The sequence below is a fragment of the Vibrio sp. Vb1554 genome, assembly GCF_033344235.1.
On sequence record NZ_JAWPOJ010000002.1, the window covers coordinates 33,603 to 59,582 of the forward strand.

Here is a 25,980-nt window from a genome sequence, read left to right on the forward strand (position 1 = left end):
AGGCCGCGCTTTTTGATAAAGAGCTCCACTTAATTCGCAATAAGCGTTGTCACTTCTGTTTTAACGGAGTTGGCGATAAAGCAATTCTCATGGGCCATGTGGTGCAGTTTTTCTAATTGAGATGGTGTCGGTTGTTTTTCACCTGAGAATGTTATCTTAGGGTTTAACGTTACCTTTGATACCCACTCTTTTCCGTTTTCGCCTTTTTCAAGCTCCCCTACCGCTTCATCTAAGTAACTGTCCACAACGTAACGCCGCTTTGCTGCAATAGACAAGAAAACCAGCATATGACAACTAGAAAGTGCCGCGACAAACGCTTCTTCTGGATCAACATTTTCTTCTACGGATAGTGGTAATGGTACTACGTGGGGAGATGGAGATGCTGGGACTTGCAACCCTCCATCAAATTGCCAAATGTGTGCCCTACTATACTTATTATCACTAAACTCTTCGCCAGCTCTACGATGCCATTTGATTAAAGCGGAATGCTTACTCATTCTAACTCCCTGATTTTCCGACGACGAATCAACACTATCCGTCCTTGCCACAGTAAACCACAACAAAATGAGTTAAGGAAAGCATCGCACTCACAGGGACTATAAAATCTGTTGAGGATCGGCATTGTTCTTCTGGATATCATCCAAAAGTCTATGAGACTGATGGATGTTGACCTGTAACCGATTGATCAGCATCTGCAACTGCTCAATCTCGGGACTTTGGTTGGCTTTAAGTTGAGTTTCCAGGGCCTCCGTTTGGCTCGCCAAAATAGGTAAACTTAGGTTCAGTGCCATCCCTTTCGTTTTGTGCAACGTCAGCTCTAATGAAGCAAAGTCTTCAGCCATAAAGTATTCAATAAGTTCATCAACAGAAGTCTCAAAATCGACAATAATGCTTTTTAGCAACTCGTCGAGCGCTTCTGGCTCATCTCGTAAAGAAGTAAACATGCCTGAACGGGAGAGTTCTTCCTCTGTTAACCTTAAGTTCTCGATTGGCTTACGTTGCAATTGAAGCACATTGCTGTCACTCGTTAGTGGCGGATTCTGTTTCGGTTCGAGTCTGGCGGCAAACTGTTTGAGAGCGTCTGAAAAGCTCTCATGCTGTAGCGGTTTCGTAAGCACATGGTCTGCTCCTGCTTCGATAAAGCTATCGTGAGCTTCACGAAATACGTCTGCCGTGTACGCAAAGAGTAATGTCTTGATACCTAACTCTTGTCGGATAACGCGTGTCGCCTCAACGCCATTCATCTCGGGCATATGGTTGTCCATCAAGATCAGGTCGTACTCGTTCTCTTTCGCCTTTTTAACCGCGATTAATCCATTTTCTGCAACATCCACTTCATGCCCAAGCTTTTCGCAAAACCCTTTTGCCACAATGGCATTCACACGGTTATCATCAGCAAGTAGTATCTTGAAATGGTGTGATTTTGCGCGAGGTTTCGGTGCTTCTTGCTGCTTTTTCGGAGCAGATTCTACCCAAGGAATCGGCAACTCAACGATAAATTGACTTCCAACGCCTTCTATACTCTTCAGAGTAATATGGCCACCCATCAAATCGGTTAGTTTTTTGACGATGGCTAACCCAAGCCCTGTTCCGCCGAACCTTCGAGTCGTTGATGAGTCTGCTTGCTCAAACGAGTTAAAAATATGCTCGTGCTTGTCTGGCGCAATACCAATACCGGTGTCGCTCACGCGCATGACCAACAACTGATTCGATTCATCTAACTCAGTTCTAACCAGCACATGCCCTTCATTGGTAAACTTCACCGCGTTACCGGCGAGATTAAACAAGATCTGTCGTAAACGCGCACAATCTCCAGTAAATTCAGTATATTCAGAAACCTCGTTTTCCAAGATTAACTCGATATTTTTTTCATCAACAAGTGGTTTTATTGCGCTACACACCGGAGAAAGCACTTGATCGAGCTTAAACTTAGCTTGCTCAAATTCCAGTTTGTTTTCTTCAACTTTAGAAAAATCCAAAATATCGTTGAGGATAGTCATCAGATGCTGGCCAGAATCAAGAATAACCCTAATATGCTCTTTCGTCGTCGGCTCTTTGGTCTCTTCTGCAATCATTTGAGAAAGCCCTAGTACACCATTCATCGGCGTCCTTAGTTCGTGACTCATTGCAGCGAGAAAATTTGATTTCGCTTTTGCCGCTCGCTCGGCTTTGTTTCTCGCCTCTTCAATTTCAAGATTCAACTGTTTTAAGTTATGCATTCGGTGATGTGACTGATAAACAAACGCGCTAACTAGAAACATCACCGCGATAAATACAAACAACCACGTAAAACGCGCCTCACTTTGAGCAATATTGAGTAACCGATGCTCTGAGCTTTCGACAAACTCAATATAAGTGTGATCAAGCAGTTCATTCGTCAGCAATTCAATTCTTTTATCACTCGTTTGAAGCCGTTTAAGGAAGTTCGCTTCTTTTTCACTCTCAACTTCAGTTTGTGTTAGAAGCAACTGGTTGAGAAATTCAAAATAACGACTGCCACCCAATGATTGACCGCTCTCGGTAGAAACCTCTTGCTGATATAAATTGAACAACATGAGTAATGCATACCGATTTTCTACCTGAACACCAATTAACATATCAAGCTTCAACGTTGTTTGAAGCACTCGCTCCTTAAACTGTTCAAGCGTATCCCTAACTTTTATACGATTGGGTGTCACGGGAAACCAAACTGATGCCTTTGATGATTCCAACAGTGCCTGTGCTGCGATTTCTATCTCTACTAAAGATGTTGTTAACTCATAGTTTTTCCTATCTTCAACGGCATATCGGTTCACGATAACATCACGCTCTTCAATCAACTCATGTCCGATATTCATTAGCCCTGCATGAAATTCTTGAGCGTTTTTTGAATTCATATACGACATATACGCCAGTGTGCAGCACGTCAGTATCCCAATAAAAAAGCAAAAGTTGATCAGTTTGAATTTATTCATTTTCCAACACCTCTAAAATTATGGGTCTAGGTGCTGTCAACGACTGCAAGAATGCTTCAATGTCCGCGACATTCTCATCGTTCATCGTTATACCGAGCTGGGTTTTAGCCATGATTTGTATCGCGTCGGATAACTTATCGACTTGCCCATTATGAAAATAAGGACTCGTTAGCGCGACATTGCGTAAACTGGCTACTCTAAAATAGAATCGCTCTTCATCTTCTATCGTAACGAGTTGCCGGCCCGAGTCCTCTACTACTGGCTTATCCTTGAAATAGGCGAACCTTTGGATCATCGCTCCGCCGATATTTTTGCCCTGATGACACTGCACACAACCTGAAGTCTGAAATGTTTTCCAACCTCTGATTTGCTGTTCACTCAGTACATGCGTGTAACCCAATAAGTAAGCATCGAATGGTGCGCCAGGCGTCTGCAGCCCTTCAACAAACTCCACAATAGCGGACTTGATATTATGAACGTTAATCGGCAATTCATCGTCACGACTAAATAGCGCTTGATAATGTTCACTCTCTTTTACATATTGCTCTATTGTTTGCCAGTTTGAGTCCATTTCCATTGGATTATGGATTGGACCATCAATCTGAGCCATCAAGGTGTTTTCCGTTCCATCCCATAAAAAACGATAATTTAACGCCGCATTAAACACTGTTATAGAATTTCTAATTCCATCACCTTTCACCCCCGTAGAGACTGGTGTATTTTCAGCGCCATTGGTTTGCAGATTGTGGCATGTCGCGCAGCTGACATTACCATTTGACGATAATTGAGGATCGCGGAAGAGATGCCAGCCAATTCTCGCTAGCTTAATATCCACATTAGGATCACCCTGTATGGGCTGAACTAGGGAGATATCACCTAACATCTTCGCGTTTCTTGCGGTTGTTGTTTGGCTCAAAATGAGTGTTACAACAGCTAGTGCGATTGCGCTGAATTGCCTCATCAACTACATACCTTAAACTTGTCATTGATATGAATTTAGTTGCATTTTGGCGTTTTTTCCACCGACAGGAAGTTGAAAAAACGAGTTAAGTATTGCTTTGTTTAAGGCTTTGGTTGAAGAGGGAGTAATAAGGCGAATAGGAAGAAACCTATCGCCTTAAGAGTAGCTAACGTATTGAAATCTGAGTTTAGTGTAGAAAAGCCAAAAACCGTTGAAACCAAGTCACCTCTCCATACGAGATCAGATCGAAAATAGTAAAGAATACGGCACAGATAACGGCCAACTTAATCAAACGCTGAACAATAAACATAAACATCACAATTACCAATAATTTGCTTTAGTTTACTATCTCACACAGCGTTTATATATAAAAAAGTAGTCTCCTAATTAGCCTCGGCAACTTATTCATTAGAACCTATACTCAAGCATCTCTAAGTTATTTGGATATACTTGAATTAGGATTTCAAAAAGTCCCTGTGACCACACAAGGAGGACTGCATGAAACGACTATGGATATGGTTCTTACCTTTACTCTTGATGGCCAGTCAAGCACTGGCGAATACCGTTTGGATTGTTCCTGTCAAAGGCGCTATAGGGCCTGCTACTAGCGACTATTTATCTCGTGAAATAGACGAAGCTCAACTAAACGGTGTCAGTTTAGTGATCTTAGAGATGGACACACCAGGCGGCTTAGACAGTGCAATGAGAGATATTATTCACGCGATTACCACCTCCTCCACTCCAATTGCGACTTGGGTTGGCCCGTCAGGATCTAGAGCGGCTAGCGCAGGGACATACATTTTACTCGCCAGCCACGTTGCCGCAATGGCTGAAGCCACCAACCTTGGCGCGGCAACGCCCGTCGCGTTAGGTGGTGCCCCTCAGCCCCCTTCATCGGGTGATGGCAAAGATAAAAACGCGGAAGAAACGTCAGAAGGAACCAACGAAGGTTCAGAGAAAGTTCCCGCGAAAACCGCAATGGAGAAAAAGGTGATTAATGATGCTAGAGCCTATATTAAAGGCTTAGCAAAGCTTCATGGCCGAAATGCAGAGTGGGCAGAGAAAGCAGTGAGCGAAGCAGCGAGTTTGGACGCCACAGAGGCATTGGAATTAAACGTTATTGATTATATAGCCAACTCACCAGAGGATTTAGTCAAAGCCATTGATGGACAAACTGTTAAAGTTAACAATCGTGATGTGACATTGTCACTGGAAAATCCCGTATGGATTGAAAGAACACCCGATTGGCGAGCAGAAATGCTAGCCGTTATCACCAATCCAAACGTTGCCTACATTCTAATGCTCATCGGCATCTACGGTTTACTTCTTGAATTTTACAACCCAGGAATTGGCTTACCCGGTGTGCTAGGTGGGATTTGTCTGCTTCTTGCCATGTACGCACTACAAATGATGCCCGTCAACTACGCAGGTCTTGGTCTGCTGTTACTCGGTATTGCACTAATGATAGCGGAAGCATTCAGCCCGAGCTTTGGTATTTTGGGCTTAGGCGGCGTTGTCGCCTTTGTACTCGGTTCGATATTTCTCATGGACAGTGAGTTACCAGGATTCCAGATCGCCCTTCCTTTGATTTTTGGTATTGCCATATTTTCCGTGGCTCTAATCGTGCTGACCGTCGGCCTGCTGCTCAAAATTCGTCGCCGGCGTGTAACGACGGGTTTAGAGACTTACCCTGGGAAGGTCGCCGTGGTAAGCGATGACTTTATCGATGGCGAAGGACGCGTTCAACTCAACGGTGCGTTATGGCGAGCTAAAGCCAAAGACCATCAACAATTCAAACAAGGTGATCACGTCACCATTGTTAATGTTAAAGGGCTGACCTTAACTGTGATGCCTGATGACCGCCAAAATAAATAGGAGGCGCTTTATGATGCTCTATACCGTTGCGGTGATCGTGGTGCTGCTGTTCGCACTAGCGACCCAAATGTTCAAGGTTTTGAGAGAATACGAACGTGGGGTTGTGTTCTTTCTTGGTCGATTTCAAGAAGTCAAAGGACCTGGTTTGATCATCCTTATCCCATTTATTCAGCAAATGGTGAGGGTTGATTTACGTACTGTCGTTTTGGATGTGCCGACACAAGATTTAATTACCAAAGATAACGTTTCTGTGCGCGTCAACGCGGTCGTTTATTTTCGCGTAGTCGATCCTCAAATGGCGATTAACAATATTGAAAGCTACAGCGATGCCACCAGTCAGTTAGCACAAACCACGCTGCGCTCGGTATTGGGTCAGCATGAACTCGATGAATTGCTATCAGAGCGAGAACGCCTCAATAAGGATTTACAATCCATTCTCGATCAACAGACTGATGACTGGGGAATCAAGATTGCTACGGTTGAAGTCAAACATGTTGATTTAAATGACAGCATGGTCAGAGCCCTAGCCCGTCAGGCAGAAGCAGAACGTAACCGTAGGGCGAAGATCATTCACGCTACTGGTGAGTTAGAGGCTTCAAATAAATTAAAAGAAGCAGCGCAAATGCTCAACGAAGCACCGAATGCACTGCAATTACGTTACATGCAGACACTCACTGAAATCACTACAGACAAAACATCCACTATTATTTTTCCAATGCCGATCAATCTTGTCGAAGCTGTCAGTGATATCGCCGAAGCGGTGAAAAAGAATAAAGAGACACAAGATAAGTAAGATTCTGCCCCTAGGAAGTAACGACCACTCACGTTACTTCCTTATTTGGTACTCGCTTTAAGGATGTGCCCATCTTCTTTATCACATTCTTGTTTCATTACTTCTAAGCCCGTTTTAAAGCATGTTCGCCAAGCGGTTTCAACATCGGCATCGTACCCAGAATCACACTGCCGAACCGTTTCTAACAAACTCTCAAGCCAAACATCAAAATCCTGCGGCTCTATACCAATATCTGCACTTGCATGCTTTTTCCCATACTTTTCCACCATTTTGTGCGCTTCGGTCGAGGTATCTGCCATCATAAAAAACACGATAGACCCTCTAAGCATTCTCACTTGTTGGTGCATGTCTATACCGTCAAACTTCTGTCTAAAGTTGGCGCTTTTCGACCATAAATTTTTGTAGAACAAGTCGAAAAACTCCTGATCTGAAGTACAACGTTCATAACTATCATTAAAAACTTCAATCACGTTCATGTTGCTTTCCCCTACGCCTCAATATGAGTTTAATTTAATATCAAATAAAAGCTTCCAAATAAGGACTTTTAAGTTTCAAATCGATCAACTCACATCGATTTTCAACAAAAAGTAAAAAGTGATTTAAATAAACACCCTCTTATCAATGAAAAAATATCCATTATCATGAACCCATATTCGAGGTACGCATGGTTTTCGATGCTAGTGCATCCTCATCTGTCATCACATAAAGAGGATATAAACGTGTCCCATCAAATCATTACCGATCTAAATAACCGTTACACTGCAAAAAAATATGATGAAACCAAGCGCGTTTCTCAAGAAGACATGGCGATAATCAAAGAAGCACTGCGTTTGTCGGCGTCTTCTATCAACTCACAACCATGGAAATTCATCGTTATTGAAAGTGATGAAGCGAAGCAACGTTTCCACAATACGTTTGCAAATATGCACCAGTTTAACCAACCACACGCGAAAGCCGCATCACATACGATTCTGTTTGCTTACGATCCTAAATTTACTAAAGAGAAATTTGCGAAGCGTGTGGATGCAGAAGTAACATCTGGCCACTTGCCAGCGGAGATGTACAACAACTTTATGGGTGCTTACGCTTTTGCCGATGCAAATACGGACGAAAATGGCTTCAACGGAAACTGGACAAAAGCACAAGTCTATTTGGCACTAGGCAACCTACTACACACATTGGCACGACTAGGCATTGATTCAACACCGATGGAAGGTGTCGATCCGGCTCTGATTGGAGAAGAGTTTAAAGAAGAGCTCGAGGGCCATATTTGTGAAGTTGCGCTGGCAATTGGCTACCATAAAGATGGGGAAGATTATAATCATGGTCTTCCAAAAGCACGCCTTGCAATGGATGACGTAATTACGACTCTATAGTCGACCATTGTCTTAGCTTAGCGACTTAAATCATTGTTTAAACTAAAAAGAGCCGCATTAATGTGCGGCTCTTTTTTACTTGGTTCTGCGTCAACGTTACGCAACTTGCTCTGACTTAAAATTACCAAGCAATGCATCGTAAAGCTCATTGTCGCTTAACACACCAACCAACTTATTATCTTCAACCATAAGCAGAGGCTGATTGCTACGCTGTTTAAGTTCAATCGCTTCTCGCATACTGATTTCTGGACTAACCTGAACCAGAGAGTTTTCATTAACTTCGTCAAGGTTCGAAGAGTCGCTCTTCCATTGAATCAACGATTTATCTTTATCCGCTAAACTTAACCCCTTGCTCTCTTGTATCACCCAAATATCTTTGTCAGGGCAAATCAGAACACGCGTATCTTCGCGAACCAAATCGTCACGCATTAAGGAACGTCCCTTCAGCACATTTAATGGATTAGTGTGAGCAACAAAGTCCGCCACATAATCGTTTTCTGGAGCAAGAATGATCTGTTCTGGCTTGCCATGTTGAATCAGCTTTCCTGATTCCATAATGGCGATGTTGTTACCGATTTTAAGTGCTTCATCCAAGTCGTGACTCACAAAAAGAATGGTTTTGTTTAGCTTTTCTTGCAGCAGAATCAATTCATCTTGAAGCTGAGCACGAATCAATGGGTCAAGCGCTGAAAACGGCTCATCCATTAACAAGATATCTGTGTCCATCGCGAACGCTCGCGCTAGGCCAACACGCTGCTGCATACCACCAGAGAGCTCGTGCGGGAATTTCGTTTCCCACTCAGACAAACCGACCATTTCGAGCTGTTCACGCGCTTTTTTACGGCGCTCAGCTTTACCAATGCCTTGCATCTCTAGACCAAACGCTACATTGTCTAACACCGTTAACCATGGCATCAATGCAAACTTCTGAAACACCATGGACACGCGGTGCGTACGAAGGTGGCGCAGCTTCTGTTCGTCACAGTTAGAGAGCTCAACCATATCGTCGCCATCTTTGATTTTCAGAGAGCCACGAGAGATATCGTTCAATCCGTTAACCGTTCGCAGCAAACTTGATTTACCCGAGCCCGAAAGCCCCATCAAGACACAGATCTCACCCTGTTTCACGTTCAGCGAAACATTATCAACCCCAACCACTTGGCCAGTTTCATCAATGATTTCTTGTCGAGACTTCCCTTGATCTAGTAGTGCTAGCGCCTGTGCTTGTTGCTGACCAAAAACGACATCAAGATTTTTAATAGTAATAGCGTCCATGATTATGCCTCCTTCTGGTTTGGTGCTTTACACAAGCGATCAAGAATGATGGCAACGAGTACAATCGCTAAACCCGCTTCAAAACCTTGTGAAATGTTTACCGTATTCAGTGCACGTACGACTGGCTTACCAAGCCCATCAGCACCAACAAGCGCCGCAATGACAACCATAGACAAAGACAACATAATACATTGCGTAACACCGGCCATAATACTTGGTAATGCCGCAGGCAACTCCACCTTAAACAGCAACTTCATGCGGCTGGCACCAAATGCTTTACCCGCTTCAAGTAGCTCCTCCGGAACTTTAATAATGCCGAGGTACGTCAATCGAATTGGCGCAGCGATAGCGAAAATGATGGTCGAGATTAGACCCGGGACAATACCTAAGCCAAACAGAACCAAGGTTGGAATTAGGTAAACGAATGTCGGTACGGTCTGCATCAAATCGAGTATTGGCCGCAACAAGGTGTATAACCAAGGACGGTGCGCCGCCATAATGCCCAACGGCACGCCAATTAATACGGAAATCGTTGTCGCTGCAAACACAAGGACAAAGGTTTCCAGCATTTCTTGCCAGTAACCAAGGTTGAGAATTGCGAGTAAGGCCAACACGATAAATACGACAAGAGGAATGCTGCGATGTAAGAACCAAGCAATTGCCGCCGTCATAATGATTGGCGCTGCAGGTGGCATCCATTTAAAAATGTCCACCACGAAAAGAATGATCGTTTCAAGTGTAATAGAGATTGCATCGAAAAAACCCGATGCATTGATGGTTAACCAATCGACGCCAGTTTCCATCCATTGGCCCAACGGTAGTTTGTTGTCCGTAATAAAATTCAAAATAAAACCTTTGTGTTAATGAAGCGGGCAAAACTCTGCCCACTTTCTTTTAAAAAAACGAGCTCAAATACTGCTTATTAAGCGTTTGTTTTTAAGTAGTTTGTAATAGCTGTTAGCGCATCTTGGCCATCTACCGTTTTCACGCCCTCTAGCCACGCTTCAATTTGCTCTTGGTTTGCATTCAACCATGCTTGCGCTGCTTTTGATGGCTTCTGTTTCTGGTTAAGAATCGCTTCCATCAGTTCATTTTCCATTTCTAGGTTAAACTCTAGATTTTTCACTAGCTGACCTACATTTGGACACTCAGCGAGGTAATTTTTACGTACGTTTGTGTAGACGTTCGCGCCGCCGTAGTTAGGACCGAAGAAGTCATCACCACCCGCTAGATATTCCATTTCAACGTTACTATTCATTGGGTGCGGCGCCCAACCTAGGTACACAATCCATTGATTGCGGCGTGCGGCACGTGATACTTGAGACACCATGCCAGCTTCACTGGACTCAACTAGGCTGAAATCTTTTAGGCCGAATGCGTTACTATCAATCATTGACTGAATTAAGCGGTTGCCATCGTTTCCTGGTTCAATGCCGTAAATGCGGTCTTTAAATTTGTCGGCATGTTTTACTAGGTCAGCGAAGTTGGTTACGCCTGCGTCATAAACGTATTTTGGAACCGCTAGCGTGTACTTTGCGCCAACGAGATTCGCGCGTACGGTTTCAACAGTACCTGCATCACGGTATTTCGCGATATCACCTTCCATCGTTGGCATCCAGTTACCTAAGAAAATGTCGATATCGCCATTAGCCATAGAGGAGTAAGTTACAGGCACAGACAGAAGATCGGTCTTCGTTTTGTACCCCAACCCTTTAAGTAACTCTGATGTAACGGCAGTGGTCGCTGTGATGTCAGTCCAACCTACATCTGCGAAACGAACCGTTTCACATTGGTTGGCGTAAGCGCCTGTTGCTAAAGTACTTAGTGCAATTGTTGAGAAGATTTTTGTCATCTTAGACATGTTGAATTCCTTGTAATGATTACTGACTTTTTCATTTTATGAGATCGAATCGAGATCTCTTTTTGGCGGATGCATTCGTTGCATCTCTTGCCAGTCCGGTGCAATCCAAACTGGTACGTTGTTCGACGTTTCTAGGGCGTTATCCAAAATCATATCCGCGGCGCGTTCTGCCACCATAATCGTTGGCGCATTTAAATTACCGTTCGGAATGGTTGGGAAAATAGAAGAGTCCACCACACGCAAGCCTTGAATACCGCGTACTTGGCATCGCTCATTTAAGACGGCTAATGGGTCGTTATCTGCGCCCATTTTGCAGGTACAAGATGGATGGTAAGCACTCTCGACGTTTTGCTTCACCCATTCATCAATCTGTTCATCCGTTGTGATGTTCAGACCGGGTTGGATCTCATCCCCACGAAACTCATCCATGGCTGGCTGATTGAGGATCTCGCGAGTAAGGCGAATACAATCACGCCAATCCTGCTTATCTTGTTCAGTGGAAATGTAGTTAAACTCAATCTTCGGCTTATCATTCGGATTCGCAGAGACAACTTCGACCGACCCGCGACTTTCTGGCTTGTTAGGTCCAACGTGCACTTGGAAACCATGACCATCAAAAGCAGCTTGCCCGTCATAACGCATTGCCGCTGGCAAGAAGTGATATTGAATATTTGGCCACTTTAGCCCTTCTCGAGAGCGGATAAATGCACACGATTCAAAGTGGTTAGTAGCACCAAGGCCTTTGCGAGTTAATATCCACTCAGTGCCAATCAAGCCCTTGCTCACCAAACCTAATTTGCTGTTGAGCGTGATAGGTTGCTTACAGTGATATTGGAAGTACACTTCTAAGTGATCTTGCAGGTTTTTACCTACCCCCTCCAACGAGTGTTTCACCTCAATGCCCGCTTTTTCCAATACTGCCTTAGGGCCAATGCCTGAAAGCTGCAACAGCTGAACGGAGCCAACCGAACCCGCACTCGAAATCACTTCATTATTCGCAAAACATTGCTGAATTGAACCTGACTTTTCAAATTCAACGCCTACCGCTTTCTTTCCTTCTGCACCCGTTTCTTCTAATAAAACTCGATGAACCGTCACCCTCTTCATTAGGGTGAAGTTTTTGCGTTTTTTAGCACGGCTTAAGTATGCATTAGAGGTTGAAGCGCGCACGCCTTTGTCGACGGTCATATGCATTGGACCAAAGCCCTCTTGCTGATAACCGTTGTAATCTTTTGTTTCTGGGTAGCCCGCTTCTTTGCCTGCATCAATAAAAGCTTGGTACAGCGGGTTGAGCTTCATATCGTTGCCGTTACATGTGCCGACTGGACCGTGATCGCCCCGATATTCATCAGCACCACCAATCCAAGACTCTGCTTTACGGAAATAAGGCAAACACGACTGATAGTTCCAGCCTTTCGCGCCTTCCTCTTCCCACTGGTCGAAGTCACAAGCGTGTCCGCGAACGTAAACCATGCCGTTGATAGATGAGCTACCGCCCAGAACTTTTCCGCGAGGGCAATGAAGTTGGCGACCATCCAACCCTTGCTCTTCAACCGTCTCAAACTGCCACGCGTATTTTTCAGTGTTCATCGGGTAAGAAAGCGCCGTTGGCATTTGGATAAAAATACTTTTATCCGACCCACCCGCTTCGAGTAATAGGACCGAATTTTGACCACTTTCACTTAAGCGATCCGCTAACACACAGCCGGCCGAACCCGCACCGACGATGATGTAATCGTAGTGTTGTTGCATTTTTATTCTCCTAGGAGTTAATACTCATCACCGTAGATAAGTGAACGAAATTAGCGTAGGAAAAATGCTTGAGAACAAGGCGGAAATTTTGATAAGTAGTTAACCTACAATCAAAATTGACAACGTAGTTATCGAGCATTTTAACAAGCTAAAGTGGTCAGTTATCTACTATGAGTAGTATCATTTGTAAGGGCTTTCGAAGTCGCTTAGCTGAACCAGAACACTCTTCGTTTGTGTGTAATGTTTAAGGGTTTCGACTCCGTTTTCACGGCCAACACCTGATTGCTTGTAGCCGCCAACTGGCATTTCCGCAGGTGAGTCACCCCATGTGTTCACCCAACAAATACCCGCTTGAATTTGATGGATCACACGGTGCGCACGAGATAGGTTTTGAGTAAATACACCTGCCGCTAAGCCATAATCGGTGCCATTTGCACGCGCAATCACTTCCGACTCATCGCGGAATTTCAGAACTGACATTACCGGGCCAAAGATTTCTTGTTGAACGTGGTTCATGTCATCATCGCAATCGACAAATACGGTTGGAGCAACAAAGTTACCATTAGCTAGGCCATTGTCTGTTACTTTGTAGCCGCCAGTGAGTAACGTCGCGCCACTCGCTTTCGCGGCTTCAATCGCTCCTAGAACTTTCGATTCATGATCTTTGGAGATTAGCGCGCCAATTTGCGTGTTCTCATCAAGCGGATCGCCGACGACTAACAGCTCGGTTCGGGCTTTAAGCTGTGCGATAAAGTCGTCATAAATACCTTCATGGACAAATACACGTGTACCGTGCGTACAAACCTCACCTTGGGTGTAGAAGTTCGCCACCATGGCCGCAGAAACGGCATCGTTTAACTTCGCATCATCAAAAATAATCAGTGGAGACTTACCACCAAGCTCCATAGTTACTTGTTTTAGTGTCTTAGCGCTGTCACTCATGACGACTTTACCGGTGCCTGACTCACCCGTGAATGACACTTTTGCGATATCAGGATGCGCCGTTAGCATCTGTCCTACTCGGTAATCCCCTTGCACGACATTAAATACGCCATCTGGCATGCCCGCTTCTGAATAAATTTCGGCGAGCTTAAGCGCCGTTAATGGTGTTTCTTCTGATGGCTTGAAGATCATTGCGTTGCCCGCAGCCAGTGCTGGCGCCGATTTCCACATCGCAATTTGAATTGGATAATTCCAAGCGCCAATACCCGCGCAAATGCCCAATGGCTCACGACGTGTATAGAAAAACTGATCGTCGCTGAGTGGCTGCTGTTCACCTTGTAGACTTGGAGCAAGGCCAGCGTAGTACTCAAGAACATCGGCACCTGTTGTTATATCAACTGCGATAGCTTCTTGAATGGGCTTACCAGTATCTGCCACTTCCAATGCAGCCAGCTCGTCATTACGCTCACGTAAAATGGCAACGGCTTTGTGTAAAATACGGCTGCGCTCAATCGCAGTCATCGCCGACCATGCAGCAAAACCTTTCTTTGCCGATTCAATCGCTGCTTGAAGATCGTCTTGGTTCGCTTGTTTAATGTTGGCCAATGGCTCACCATTCGCCGGATTGTAAGTGGTGAAGTGTTCATCTGAACACCCGTCGTACATCGCACCATTGATATAGTGTGCTTTCATTTCCATTTTGAAGACCTGTAACTTTTATATTTTTTCAGAATAAAACGTAAGTTGTTTTTCGAGATAATCGTTGATGATGATTCTCGCTCTTTCTGCATCAATGCCTTGCGGGTTGAGCGTTCCGCGCAGCCAAATTCCATCAATAAGTGATGCAATACCATGAGCAACCAATTCAGCCTGCTCTGCATTTAATAATGCTTTGAGTTCTTTTCTTAGGTGGGACAATAGACGTCGTTCGTTGACACGCTGTAAACGCTTGAGCTGCTCGTCATGCATTGAGTACGACCAAAACGCCAGCCAAGTCTTAGCAACTTGGTTTTCTGCCTGATAGCCGACAAAGTTACCGTCAATGATTGCATTAATTCTTTGGTGATGAGCATCACTTGGCAGCTCACGTAACTTCTGTGTGATAGTGGACGAAAGCTGACGCAAGATTTCTCGCATCGTTTCCTCCAGCAATCCGTGCTTACCACCGAAATAGTGGTTGATAATCCCCGTTGATACACCGGCTTCTTTGCTGATTAACGAAATACTCGCCGCGTGTAAACCGACTCTATCAATCACTGACATTGTCGCTTTCACAAGCTGCGGTTTTCTGATTTCAGGCATCCCCACCTTTGGCATTTTGCGTCCCTGTTATTTTTAATTGAACGGTTAGTTAAATATAAAATGCCTGAAAATTAATTCGAACTCAAATTATTTTTAAAGAAAAATGTTAGTAAAAAAGGATGAAAAGTTGAGGGTGTACGAAAAATCTCTCGGTAAGAACTTGTTGGGATAACTAGATTTCAGTTTAAGAACAAACAAACAAGAAAAACAAAATCAAACACTTAACTCTTTCTCTATTTTTAAAACGATGATGAACGAGTTAATTTTTGAACAACAAAAATCTGTGCCACAAAAAATTTATATCGACCACTAATCATTTCACCTGTACATGGTTTGTTTGTACAAAGAATAGACACACTAGTTTGTTATAGTTTTGTATACACAAGTGGCATTCGCACTTTGAAGGTGAAGGAGGCAAAAAGAGAGGTTATATTGAACGCCATGAATATGCGATTCGATATCCTTAAGCCATTTTTAAGTAATATCGCCAAGTGACTTTAAGATGTTAGATTCAGCGTTTTATATTCGAAGCAAGGATCTCAAAGTCACTTGGCTATCAAAGTAAATGGGAGGGATAAGTTCAGATTCATCGTGCGATGAGCCTGAACTTTTGATTTCTGTTACGCTAGCGAGCGACCTTTCACGCAGTTGCGTCCGTTCGCTTTCGCTTGATAAAGCAATTTATCGGCCTGATCGCAAAGTGATTTAAAACTCATCTCATTATCTTCAGTGGTAACGACTCCAAAACTACAGGTCACTCTCACTTCTTCTTTCTGTTCCGTAACAAAGCCATGTAGGGATAAAGCGCTACGTAAACGTTCTGCAGTAATAAGGGCGTTTTTATGGTCTGTATTGGGCATAACAACAACAAACTCTTCACCACCAAAGCGAGCAACAATGTCGTTCTCACGTACAGTTTCCTCCAACACTTTGGCAACGCCCGTTAGTACGGTATCTCCAAACACATGCCCATAGGTATCATTTACCTGCTTGAAATAATCCACATCGATTAACGCTAAAGTTACTGGCCCCGATTGTGGTTTATTTGGCACCATTTTCTGTTTATCGAGTTTGCTATCTACCCATTTATTTAAAGCTAGATAACCGTACTTAACTTGCTCGACTTGCTCAAAAACAAAGTGTTGTATCTTTTCTTGCTTAGATTGAGGTACCGGTTTCTCTTTTCGCTCACGCCTCACTTCTACTGGCTTAGTGAACCAGTCCTCTAAAAAACGGCGATTGAACAACCCTGTCAATGTGTCTGTCTTTGCGAGGCGACGCATTCTCAAACGCGAGCGATTGACGACGAGAAATACTACCGCCATCAAAAATAGAACACCGATGAGCGCAAGTAGCGCTTCACCCAATAAGTAAAAAGTACGACGGTTATTTTCTAGCTCCATACGCTGCAACACATTGTTCCAATTGAGATCTTCGTTCTCATATTCAAGTCGTTCCAACTCAAATAACGTCTGCTGGCGCTCAAGATTTTCAACTTCTCTTTGATTGCTAAATTGGATAAATTTATCGTGATAGTTACCGTAAGTTTCGAATGCTAGTTTAAAGTCATTGCTTCCCGCATAGGCCATAGCGGCGACTTTTAGTAGCTCCATTTGCTGTTGCTTGACGTATCGACTCTCTATAATCTCCGGCAGCATTGGCGCGATCATCGCTAAAAGTATTTCAAATTGCTGCTGCTCTAACATATATTCGGCTTGTAACAACTTAAATGTTGCCAAATACGCGCTAGACGTTTCTCTGTACTGTAAATTCTCCGCCAGCTTCAAGTGGTTAACCATCTTCTTTTCTTGATTCGTCTCGCGATATAAAGCTGCAAGTTCAAGGTTAACTCGAAATCTAAAGCGTCCATCACCGATAATTTGAGCCAGCTTTAACGCTCGCTGATATGACGCTATCGCCTCTTCGTATTGGAACTGTGCTTTATGAAGTTTCGCTATCGTCAAAACGCTCAACAACTCATTGAACGACATACGCCTATCCCTAAAGTAGCGATATGCTTGTTCCAAAAGCGCCTCAGATCGGTCGTAGCCCTGAATTTTGACAAGCACGTCACCTAGCTCTAATGCTGCACGTTCGACCAACCCGTGAACACCTGAAGATTCAGCCGCATCCATGGACGACATAAGTGCAGCATAGGATTTTTTAAACTCACCTTGCTCATCGTAATAGCGTCCTTTTAGCAACAGGATTTCTGATTCAAGTTGCTTATCACCATTCTCACGCGATGTTTCCAACAAGCTATCCAACGCAGCGCGGTATCGATATCGCTCTTTCCAACCATAGTTCGCATCTGAATCAACTTAAACAGGAGATACTCATGGCTCTGTGGACGCACAAGCTCCAATCCTTTTTGAACGACACTCTGACTCTCTTCTACGCGCCCTAGCAGCTCTAAAACCGTGGCCTTGGCAAGCCAGTAACGCACCAACAGCGCTGTTGGTTGGTTTTGTAGTAAAGACTCTTCTTCTAACGCTTCAATCAAAGCTAAAGAACTCTGAGGTAATGCGTAAATTTGATTTTCGATGCCTTCTAACGACTGTAAAAACTTACCTTCCTGTTCCACCTTTTCTGTGGAGGCCTGAACAGAAAAACACAGACACCCCAATAATAGCGGCATCGTCCTAAGCGAATGAAATAGTGACATTATTGCTCTTCCCTAATGGGTAGTTACTTCAGTGTAATTGAGAATTCTGATTATTTATTATTAAGACAACTGAAGGTTATTCAGTCAGCCTCATATTCCCATGTATTTTGCGCTGAATAATAAATCACCATCTTTAGATGCCGAAATAGTTTTCGGTTACAATATGACCAATAAGAATGTTTTTTACACACCAAGAATAACGATCTCGTTAGTGAGACAAAAGATCGTCTTAGTTGTGAGTTAATACATTTACATGACAAGCAATATAGAACTAACCATTCACATTAGAAATAGAATCAATTTTTATACCGTTCGATGAGATAGCAGTCGACCATGCATCCAATACATTTTTCAGATAGAAGCAATAAAAGAAAGAAGAAAGTGGAAGGAAGCGGACAATCAAACTCGCTCCCCTTTTTTATGTTGCAGAGGGGGTTACATTCGCATTCCGCCATCGACTTCGAACACTCGTCCGGTCACGAATTCGTTGGTTAACACGTATTTTATGGTCGATGAAATTTCATCCGCCAAACCTAAACGTCCAACCGGAATCATTCCGATTAAACGTTCCATCGCTTCAGGTTTTATTTGGTCTGTCATGGCAGTTTTGATGACACCCGGAGCAATCGCCACTGAGCGAATTCCGAAACGCCCTAACTCTTTCGCCCACACCGTTGCCATGGTGGCTACCGCCGCTTTAGATGCTGAATAGTTGGTTTGACCAATATTCCCGGCACGCGCAACGCTGGATATGTTGATCAGAACCCCTTTGCTATCGGTGTTCAGCATTACCTTGCTCGCTTCACGGCCACACAGGAAAGTGCCTGTTACATTCACATCTAGAACAGACTGAAATTGTTCCAGCGACATCGTGTTAACCTGACCATCTTTGACTTTAATGAACATACCATCACGCATAATACCTGCGTTATTGATAACGCCATTGAGCTGCTTGAAATCTGCCTCAATTTGCTCAAAAGCAGTGCACACCTGCTGTTCGTCAGTCACGTTCGTCACATAAAAACGAGCGGTAACGCCGAGAGATTCACATTCCGCTTTCGTTTCAGCCAGTTGCTCTGAATTGAGGTCGATAAGCGCAAGATGAACGCCATTTTCCGCCAGTGACAGTGCCATTTGTTTACCCAGCCCCTGCCCTGCCCCCGTGATCGCAATAACCTTATTTGCTAGATCCATAAGCGCTCCTTAGGCCTGATTTTGCTTTTGGTAGAACTCAAACAAGCTTGAAAAATCTTTTTGCCCGTTGCCCTGACCGTTGTGAAAATTAAACAGATTACGAGCCAAGCTGCCCATTGGCGTTGATGTTTGACTGGCAACCGCCGCTTCCATCGCAAGACCCAGATCTTTAGCCATTAACTGGCTCATAAAGCCGCCTTGATAACCATTGCTTGCAGGCGTATTTTCCATCACACCTGGACAAGGGTTATAAAGCTCTAGCGCCCAGTTACGCCCTGAACTTTGCAACATGATGTCGGAAAGCACTTTGGGATCGAGTCCGTTTTCCATCCCTAAATTGAGTGCTTCACAGGTGCCGCTCATCAAAATGCCCAACATCATGTTATTGCAGATCTTCGCGACCTGACCAGCTCCAACATCGCCCGCATGGAAGATGTTTTTACCCATGTGGCTAAGCACCGCTTTGGCTTGAACAAAGTTCTCTTGTGAGCCGCCAACAATGAAAGTTAACGTACCTGCTGCTGCGCCCGCAACGCCACCAGATACTGGTGCATCAACAAAACTGATACCAAGTTGCGATGCTTTTTCGCCAACCAAACGAGCAGTCGCCGGATCGATGGTGGAAGAATCAATCAGCAAGGTACCTGATTCGACGCTATCTAAGATGCCATCTTGACCAAGATAAACGCTTTGAACGTGTTGGCTCGCTGGCAGCATAGTGACAACCACCTCCACACCTTGTACTGCCTGCTGAACGGAATCGGCACTTGAAGCGCCCAATGCGGTCAACTCCTCAACTGCGCTTGGGTTCAAATCAAATACTTCGACATTCAAGCCCGCTCTGAGTAGATTCTTAGCCATAGGCGCACCCATGTTACCAAGGCCAATAAATGCAATTTTGTCCATATCGTATTTCTTCCTTGTACTAAAGTGCCGCTATAGCTACCGACGATGCGGTCAGTGGGTATTCTGCTGAGTCAATTGGCGAGAAGAAGCGCTCCAAAACTTGTGGCGTTACGTCAGAAACCGTGCGATGTTGCCAAGTCGGTTGATTGGTTTTATCAATAATCAGCGCACGAACCCCTTCTCTAAAATCACCTTCTAAGCCACAACGTAGTGTTAGGTTAAATTCCATATCAAAACACGCTTTCAAAGAGAGGTTTTGATACTGCGTTAACTGCTGATAAGTGATACTGAGCGACAACGGACTGCCATAGTTCAGTGACTTCTGCGCATTGACGAACCACTTGCTATCAACGTTAGCACGGCTGATTGCATCAACAATTGACGCTAAGTCACCCGAACATAACTGCTCAATCAATTCCGCATAGGGCATCAACATCCCTTCGGTTGGCTCGTCCACGTGTACCGAACGCAGCGTAGTGGCGATTTTTTCGTTGATGTTCGCTTCACCTTTCCAACTTACCGATGCAAGCAGATCCAGCAGCACTTGCTTGTTTTCTGGCTGTGCAATCCATTGGCTTAATCCCAACGCTTTCATGTCTGTCGCGTTAATTTGGCAAGCCGTCAAACTTAAGAAAAGTGCCAAATGTTTTGGTAACTGATTTAGGAAATAGGTAGCGCCTACGTCTGGGTAAAGGCCGATCTTGATCTCTGGCATCGCAAAGCGTGTGGTGGTTTCTGCTACGCGATGACTTGCGCCCATAAATAAGCCCACACCGCCGCCCATCAGATAACCATGCCCCCACGCGATGATCGGTTTTGGATAAGTGTGAATAAGATGATCACAGCGATATTCGAGGTCAAAGAAGGTTTCCATCGCTGAAAACGCAGAATCAAAGTCTTGCTCTTTGTTTTCAAGTGCACGGTAGATCGCTTGAATATCACCACCAGCACAAAACGCTTTTTCACCTTGAGCATGCAAGAATACCGCGACGACGCTGTCGTCCGTTTGCCATTCATTAAGCTGTTTGTACAACTTCTCAATCATCACGTAACTCAACGCGTTGAGAGCTGCTGGGTTATCAAGCTCTAGCACACCAATAACAGAGCCATCAGCGCACTCAAGTTTTGAAACATTTACTGTACCTGTCATTTGGCCTCCGCTAGCTGTTTATCCATTGTGGCTTGCGCTTTTGCAAAAACGCATTCACACCCTCAGTCTGATCGTGTGTATTGAACAGCTGTAAAAACAGTTCACGCTCCAAAACCAATCCAGCTGCATGAGTTTGGCTGCGTCGACCTTGAATGAGCGTTTTGCACGCAGACACAGATTTCGGTGATTGACCTGCAACACGCTGTGCTAGCTCCATAGCCGCTTCGAGTGCTTGACCTTTCGCCACCACCTCTTCGACTAACCCAATTTTTTCCGCTCGCTCGGCCGTCACACGCTCGCCACATAGAATCATACGCTTCGCCCAGCCTTCACCTACCAACGCGGTCAGGTTTTGTGTCCCACCCGCACACGGCAACAAACCTACCGATGCTTCAGGAAGTGCCATTTGTACTTGTTCTTCTGCGATACGAATGTCACACGCCATCGCCACTTCCAGACCGCCGCCCATCGCATAGCCATTAATCGCTGCGATAGAAACCCCATCGAATGCAGAAAGCGCTTCAAACGCTTCACCAAATGCGAACGCCATGTCTGCTGCTTGTGATTTATCACCCGATGCAAAGTTATTAAGATCTGCTCCAGCAGAGAAGAACTTCCCGCCTTCGCCTGTTAAAACCAACGCATAAATAGAGCGATCATTGCTAAGTTCAATCGCCAACTCTTTTAGCTGATTCAAAGACTCAAGCGTCCAAGTGTTCGCTGGCGGATTACTAATCGTGAGCTTGGCAATATGCGCTTCGCGCTCTAATTTGATTTGTGCCGTCATAATCTTTCAGTCCTTTTTAATTTCTTGAGGTAAGGCTGTGTCTCGCTGACTAAAGCAGCTCAACGCCTTCCGTTAGTAATCGTCTTGCGACGATCAGACGCATGATTTCGTTGGTACCTTCAAGGATTTGGTGAATACGAACGTCTCGGAAATGGCGCTCGACTGGATATTCTTTGATGTAGCCATAGCCACCGTGAATTTGCAGTGCCTGATCGCAGACTTTAAAGCCCACATCAGTAGCAAAGCGTTTTGCCATGGCACAGTACGCACTTTTTTCTGCGTGCTGGGCATCGAGTTTAGCGGCAGCGAGTCGCACCATTTGACGCGCAGCGACCAGCTCAGTCGCCATATCAGCAAGCTTGAACTGCAACGCTTGAAATTGCGCCAGTGAACGGCCGAACTGTTTGCGTTCGTTCATGTATTGCTTGGCTTCGTTCAGTGCTTGTTGCGCAGTACCGACGGAACAAGTAGCGATATTGATTCGACCACCATCAAGGCCAAGCATGGCGAACTTAAAGCCCTCTCCCTCTTCACCCAACAGATAGTCAGCCGGAATGCGGACATTTTCGAAGGTAATCATGCGAGTTGGCTGGCAGTTCCAACCCATTTTGGCTTCTTTTTTACCGTAGCTAATGCCTTCGCAATCAGCAGGAACAACGAATGCAGAAACGCCACCCGCTCCTTCACCACACGAACGCGCCATCACGACCAATACATCTGTATCACCCGCGCCAGAGATAAACACTTTTGCGCCATTGAGGACAAACTCATCGCCATCACGCACTGCGCTAGTCGTTAGAGAAGCGGCGTCAGAGCCGGCATTAGGTTCGGTTAAACAGTAGGAAGCGAGCTTTTCACCCGAAATTAGATCCGCGCTAAATTGCTGCGCCACTTCGGCTTTGGCAAAGCTGGTGATCATCCACGTCGCCATGTTGTGAATGGTCATAAACGCAGTAGTCGCGGTACAACCCATAGCCAACTGCTCGAAAATGATCGCCGCATCCAAACGAGACAATCCCAAACCACCATGCTCTGGCGGCGTATAGATGCTCAGAAAGCCAAGTTCACCTGCTTGACGCAGTACGTCTTTAGGGAAATGATGGTTTTCATCCCACTCGGCCGCATGAGGCGCTAACATTTGGTCTGCAAACTGCTTTGCTACTTCGGCAAACGCGAGTTGATCTTCGTTTAATTCAAAATCCATCTTGAAGTCCTAAGGTCTAATTCGTTGCATTTGTATCCGAGCCAAGCCCACTTAAACGGTGGCGCTTGGCTAGAGGTGTCGCTAATCCAGTAATTAGCTAAGTTGAATGGTCATGTTTGGACCGCTTGGAATGTCATCTTCAAACCAACGCGCGGTGACAGTTTTCGTCTCGGTGTAGAAGCGAACCGCTTGTTTACCGTAAGCATGCAGGTCGCCGTAGAAGCTGCCTTTCCACCCAGTAAATGAGAAAAATGGCAATGGCACCGGAATCGGCACGTTGATGCCTACGTTACCTACTTCGATATTGTGTTGATACTTTCTCGCGGCAGCGCCGTTCGCCGTGAAAATAGACGTACCATTACCAAAGCGGTTTGCATTGATCAGTTCAATCGCTTCATCTAGGTCATCCACTTCCATAGTTAACAGCACAGGCCCGAAAATTTCTTCCTGATAAATCGACATGTCTGTGGTCACGTTGGTAAACAGTGTTGGCCCCAGCCAGTTACCGTTCGGGAAGCCAGGTACTTGGCAGTCTGTCCCGTCCAGAACACAATTCGCGCCTGACGCTTTGCCTTCATTAATCAGATTCACCACTCGCTGCTTCGCTTGAGGGCTAATCAGTGGACCATAACCGGCGGTTTCATCATCCCACGCGCCAGGCTGAACCTGAGCTAACGCCTCTTTAAGCTCTGGAATCCATTCTTTGGTTTCGCCGACAAATACGGCAACCGAAATCGCCATACAGCGTTGGCCTGCAGCACCAACTGACGCGCCAACTAGGTTATTGATGACTTGCTGTTTGTTTGCATCCGGCATGATGACCATGTGGTTCTTAGCACCTGCAAATGACTGCACGCGTTTCAGGTTGTCTGTACCTGTTTTGTAGATGTACTCACCAACGGGCACAGAGCCAACAAAAGAGATCGCACGAACAACTGGATCAGTCAGAATGCGGTCGACTTGCTCTTTGGTCCCGTGAACAACTTGCAATACGCCTTTTGGTGCGCCAGCTTGTTCAAACAGCTCCGCCAGTTTCATTGCCGTTAGTGGCACTTGCTCTGACGGCTTCAAAACAAAGGTGTTGCCACAAGCGATCGCCATCGGGAACATCCACAATGGTATCATCGCAGGGAAGTTAAACGGTGTAATGCCAGCACAAACGCCGAGCGGTTGAATGTAAGAGTAACCATCAATATTGGTCGCGACGTTCTCAACCGTTTCGCCCATCATTGAGCTACAAATGTTTGCAGCTTGCTCTACCACTTCAATTCCGCGCCAAATGTCACCCTTTGCATCCGCGAGGGTTTTGCCTGTCTCACTTGAAAGCAGTATCGCCAACTCATCGTGTTGCTCTTTTAACAGATGTTGGTAGCGCAACATCAATCTAGCACGCTCCGGCGCTGCAACTTCTTTCCAGCGTTTGAACGTTTCTGTTGCGCTGGCAATCGCCGCATTCATTTCCGATTCCGTGGCACAAGGTACTTGTGCAATCACTTCGTTGGTTGCCGGGTTGGTTACATCTAGCCATTGTTTTGAATCGGAGATGGCAAATTCACCACCGATATACTGCTTTACTTGTTCTGTCATGATGACATCCTTGTATTTTTCAGCTTGTTACTGACTACTGTTATGTAAGTGAAACTTTGTTGAGAGTGATTTAGCAGATTTCAATCGCGATAGCGGTAGCTTCGCCGCCGCCAATACAAAGCGATGCAACGCCACGCTTACCACCAGTTTGTTTTAGCGCATGAATCAAAGTGACAAGGATTCGATTGCCACTTGCGCCTATTGGATGCCCCAGCGCACAAGCCCCTCCGCGAGGGTTCACTTTGCTCTCGTCCAGTTCGAGTGCTTTTACCGCGTATTGAGTCACGACAGCAAAAGCTTCATTGATTTCCCAAAGGTCCACGTCCGATTTGTCCCAGCCCGTTTTTTCCAGCAGCGATTCAATCGCGAAGACTGGTGCGATGGTGAACTCATCAGGCTGTCTTGCATGCGTGCTGTACGCGACAATTTTGGCTAGAGGCTGAAGGTTTTCCTGACGACCAAACTCACTATCGACTAAGATCATTGCCGACGCACCATCCGAAATGGAACTAGAGTTTGCTGCGGTTACGCCGCCATCTTTGGCAAACACAGGGCGTAAGGTAGGAATTTTAGTGACGTCGAGTTTGCTCGGTTGCTCATCATCTACAACCAAGGTTTCGCCGCGCCGACTTTTTACGTTAACAGGCACGATCTCTTCTTTGAACAAACCTTGCTCGATTGCTTGCTGCGCACGAGTCACCGACTGCTGCGCCCAGGCATCCATACTTTCACGGCTGAACTGATACTTTTGCGCCGTCTGTTCTGCAAAGACACCCATCAGCTCGCCTTGGTAGGCATCCTGCAACCCGTCATAAAACATGTGATCAAGCACTTGCTCGTGACCTAAACGGAAACCATCACGCGCTTTCTTTAATAGATAAGGAGAAGACGACATGTTTTCCATGCCACCAGCGATGACAGCATGCGCATTACCAGATTGAATAAGGTCATATGCCAGCATCACGGTTTTCATACCCGATCCACAAACTTTGTTCAGTGTCGTACAACCAACCGATTGTGGCATTTCAGCTTTAAGGCTTGCTTGTCTTGCCGGCGCTTGCCCCACACCGGCGGGTAAAACGCACCCCATCAACACTTCGTCTATTTTGTGCACATCGAGTTGGCTTTCGGCTAGCGCCCCTTGAATGGCTTTCGCACCGAGTTCCGTGACATCTGTTGAAGCTAATGCACCTTGAAAAGAGCCGATAGGCGTTCGCTTAGCGGCAACAATCCATGTTTCATTTTTCATTCCATTAACCTTTTGTTGACGTTTACGTCATAACTATACTAACATTTACGTTAACGTCAAGTTTGAGGTTGTTGTTTGTTCGAGTGATTCTTTGATTTCGAGTAAATGCGAGTGATATCAAGGCTCAAGAGTGAATGTTGTTTGTTT

General features: G+C 45.2%; 20 protein-coding genes and 1 pseudogene. 3 read left to right on the top strand and 18 right to left on the bottom strand.

From position 1 onward, the window contains the following. Nucleotides 1–29: 29 nt before the first annotated feature. From R8N28_RS02125 to R8N28_RS02135, 3 genes are all read right to left on the bottom strand, one after another. Nucleotides 30–497: an OsmC family protein gene (locus R8N28_RS02125; protein ID WP_065275228.1), complete on the bottom strand. Its 468-nt coding sequence runs from the start codon at nt 495–497 to the stop codon at nt 30–32. A gap of 99 nt (nt 498–596) precedes the next feature. Continuing rightward, on the bottom strand, nt 597–2,954 hold the full coding sequence (locus tag R8N28_RS02130) for an ATP-binding protein (RefSeq protein WP_005373178.1): 2,358 nt from the start codon (nt 2,952–2,954) through the stop codon (nt 597–599). Beyond that, nucleotides 2,947–3,915, bottom strand: coding sequence for a cytochrome-c peroxidase (locus R8N28_RS02135; protein WP_005373180.1), 969 nt, complete (start codon nt 3,913–3,915; stop codon nt 2,947–2,949). Before R8N28_RS02135 ends, R8N28_RS02130 begins: the two co-directional genes overlap by 8 nt. A gap of 498 nt (nt 3,916–4,413) precedes the next feature. On the opposite strand from R8N28_RS02135, the gene R8N28_RS02140 reads away from it, so the two are divergent. Both R8N28_RS02140 and R8N28_RS02145 read left to right on the top strand, forming a co-directional pair. After that, a complete protein-coding gene (locus tag R8N28_RS02140; RefSeq protein WP_065275227.1) occupies nt 4,414–5,790 on the top strand; it encodes an NfeD family protein in 1,377 nt (458 codons plus the stop codon). 10 nt (nt 5,791–5,800) lie between these two features. Further along, nucleotides 5,801–6,583, top strand: a complete 783-nt coding sequence (locus tag R8N28_RS02145) for a slipin family protein (protein ID WP_005373196.1) — start codon at nt 5,801–5,803, stop codon at nt 6,581–6,583. A 41-nt stretch (nt 6,584–6,624) separates the two neighbouring features. Here the strand turns inward: R8N28_RS02145 and R8N28_RS02150 are convergent, their stop codons facing one another. Continuing rightward, complete coding sequence (locus tag R8N28_RS02150; protein WP_017633662.1) at nt 6,625–7,059, bottom strand: globin; 435 nt, start codon at nt 7,057–7,059, stop codon at nt 6,625–6,627. Nucleotides 7,060–7,302: 243 nt separating this feature from the next. Here R8N28_RS02150 and R8N28_RS02155 point away from each other — a divergent pair, with 243 nt between their 5' ends. Further along, the gene (locus tag R8N28_RS02155) at nt 7,303–7,959 is read left to right on the top strand and encodes an NAD(P)H-dependent oxidoreductase (RefSeq protein WP_042523604.1); all 657 of its coding nucleotides are present in this window, start codon (nt 7,303–7,305) and stop codon (nt 7,957–7,959) included. Nucleotides 7,960–8,055: 96 nt separating this feature from the next. Here the strand turns inward: R8N28_RS02155 and choV are convergent, their stop codons facing one another. The 14 genes and pseudogenes from choV to R8N28_RS02225 all read right to left on the bottom strand — a co-directional run bounded on the left by choV (nt 8,056) and on the right by R8N28_RS02225 (nt 25,833). Next, nucleotides 8,056–9,234, bottom strand: a complete 1,179-nt coding sequence (gene choV / locus R8N28_RS02160; protein ID WP_042523602.1) for a choline ABC transporter ATP-binding protein — start codon at nt 9,232–9,234, stop codon at nt 8,056–8,058. A 2-nt stretch (nt 9,235–9,236) separates the two neighbouring features. Beyond that, entirely contained in the window at nt 9,237–10,079 is an 843-nt protein-coding gene (gene choW / locus R8N28_RS02165; protein WP_005392552.1) for a choline ABC transporter permease subunit, read from the bottom strand. 77 nt (nt 10,080–10,156) lie between these two features. After that, nucleotides 10,157–11,095, bottom strand: a complete 939-nt coding sequence (locus tag R8N28_RS02170; RefSeq protein ID WP_005382646.1) for a choline ABC transporter substrate-binding protein — start codon at nt 11,093–11,095, stop codon at nt 10,157–10,159. Between the two features lie 36 nt (nt 11,096–11,131). Further along, nucleotides 11,132–12,847 (bottom strand): choline dehydrogenase, encoded by a 1,716-nt coding sequence (betA, locus tag R8N28_RS02175; RefSeq protein ID WP_005373209.1) that lies wholly within the window; start codon nt 12,845–12,847, stop codon nt 11,132–11,134. Nucleotides 12,848–13,027: 180 nt separating this feature from the next. Continuing rightward, nucleotides 13,028–14,488, bottom strand: coding sequence for a betaine-aldehyde dehydrogenase (gene betB, locus R8N28_RS02180; RefSeq protein WP_033906452.1), 1,461 nt, complete (start codon nt 14,486–14,488; stop codon nt 13,028–13,030). A gap of 18 nt (nt 14,489–14,506) precedes the next feature. Next, a complete protein-coding gene (betI, locus tag R8N28_RS02185; protein ID WP_017820329.1) occupies nt 14,507–15,106 on the bottom strand; it encodes a transcriptional regulator BetI in 600 nt (199 codons plus the stop codon). A 605-nt stretch (nt 15,107–15,711) separates the two neighbouring features. Further along, nucleotides 15,712–17,729 (bottom strand): annotated as a pseudogene (locus R8N28_RS02190) (diguanylate cyclase). Between the two features lie 462 nt (nt 17,730–18,191). Beyond that, nucleotides 18,192–18,950, bottom strand: coding sequence for an SDR family oxidoreductase (locus tag R8N28_RS02195; RefSeq protein WP_065275226.1), 759 nt, complete (start codon nt 18,948–18,950; stop codon nt 18,192–18,194). A 9-nt stretch (nt 18,951–18,959) separates the two neighbouring features. After that, complete coding sequence (gene mmsB / locus R8N28_RS02200; RefSeq protein WP_065275225.1) at nt 18,960–19,856, bottom strand: 3-hydroxyisobutyrate dehydrogenase; 897 nt, start codon at nt 19,854–19,856, stop codon at nt 18,960–18,962. Nucleotides 19,857–19,875: 19 nt separating this feature from the next. Next, nucleotides 19,876–21,006, bottom strand: a complete 1,131-nt coding sequence (locus R8N28_RS02205) for an enoyl-CoA hydratase/isomerase family protein (RefSeq protein ID WP_065275224.1) — start codon at nt 21,004–21,006, stop codon at nt 19,876–19,878. Nucleotides 21,007–21,016: 10 nt separating this feature from the next. Beyond that, entirely contained in the window at nt 21,017–21,793 is a 777-nt protein-coding gene (locus R8N28_RS02210) for an enoyl-CoA hydratase (protein ID WP_065275223.1), read from the bottom strand. Between the two features lie 49 nt (nt 21,794–21,842). After that, complete coding sequence (locus R8N28_RS02215; protein ID WP_065275222.1) at nt 21,843–22,997, bottom strand: acyl-CoA dehydrogenase family protein; 1,155 nt, start codon at nt 22,995–22,997, stop codon at nt 21,843–21,845. Nucleotides 22,998–23,090: 93 nt separating this feature from the next. Beyond that, the gene (locus R8N28_RS02220) at nt 23,091–24,584 is read right to left on the bottom strand and encodes a CoA-acylating methylmalonate-semialdehyde dehydrogenase (protein ID WP_046264875.1); all 1,494 of its coding nucleotides are present in this window, start codon (nt 24,582–24,584) and stop codon (nt 23,091–23,093) included. Between the two features lie 70 nt (nt 24,585–24,654). Beyond that, nucleotides 24,655–25,833, bottom strand: coding sequence for a thiolase family protein (locus tag R8N28_RS02225; protein WP_065275221.1), 1,179 nt, complete (start codon nt 25,831–25,833; stop codon nt 24,655–24,657). Nucleotides 25,834–25,980 lie beyond the last annotated feature (147 nt).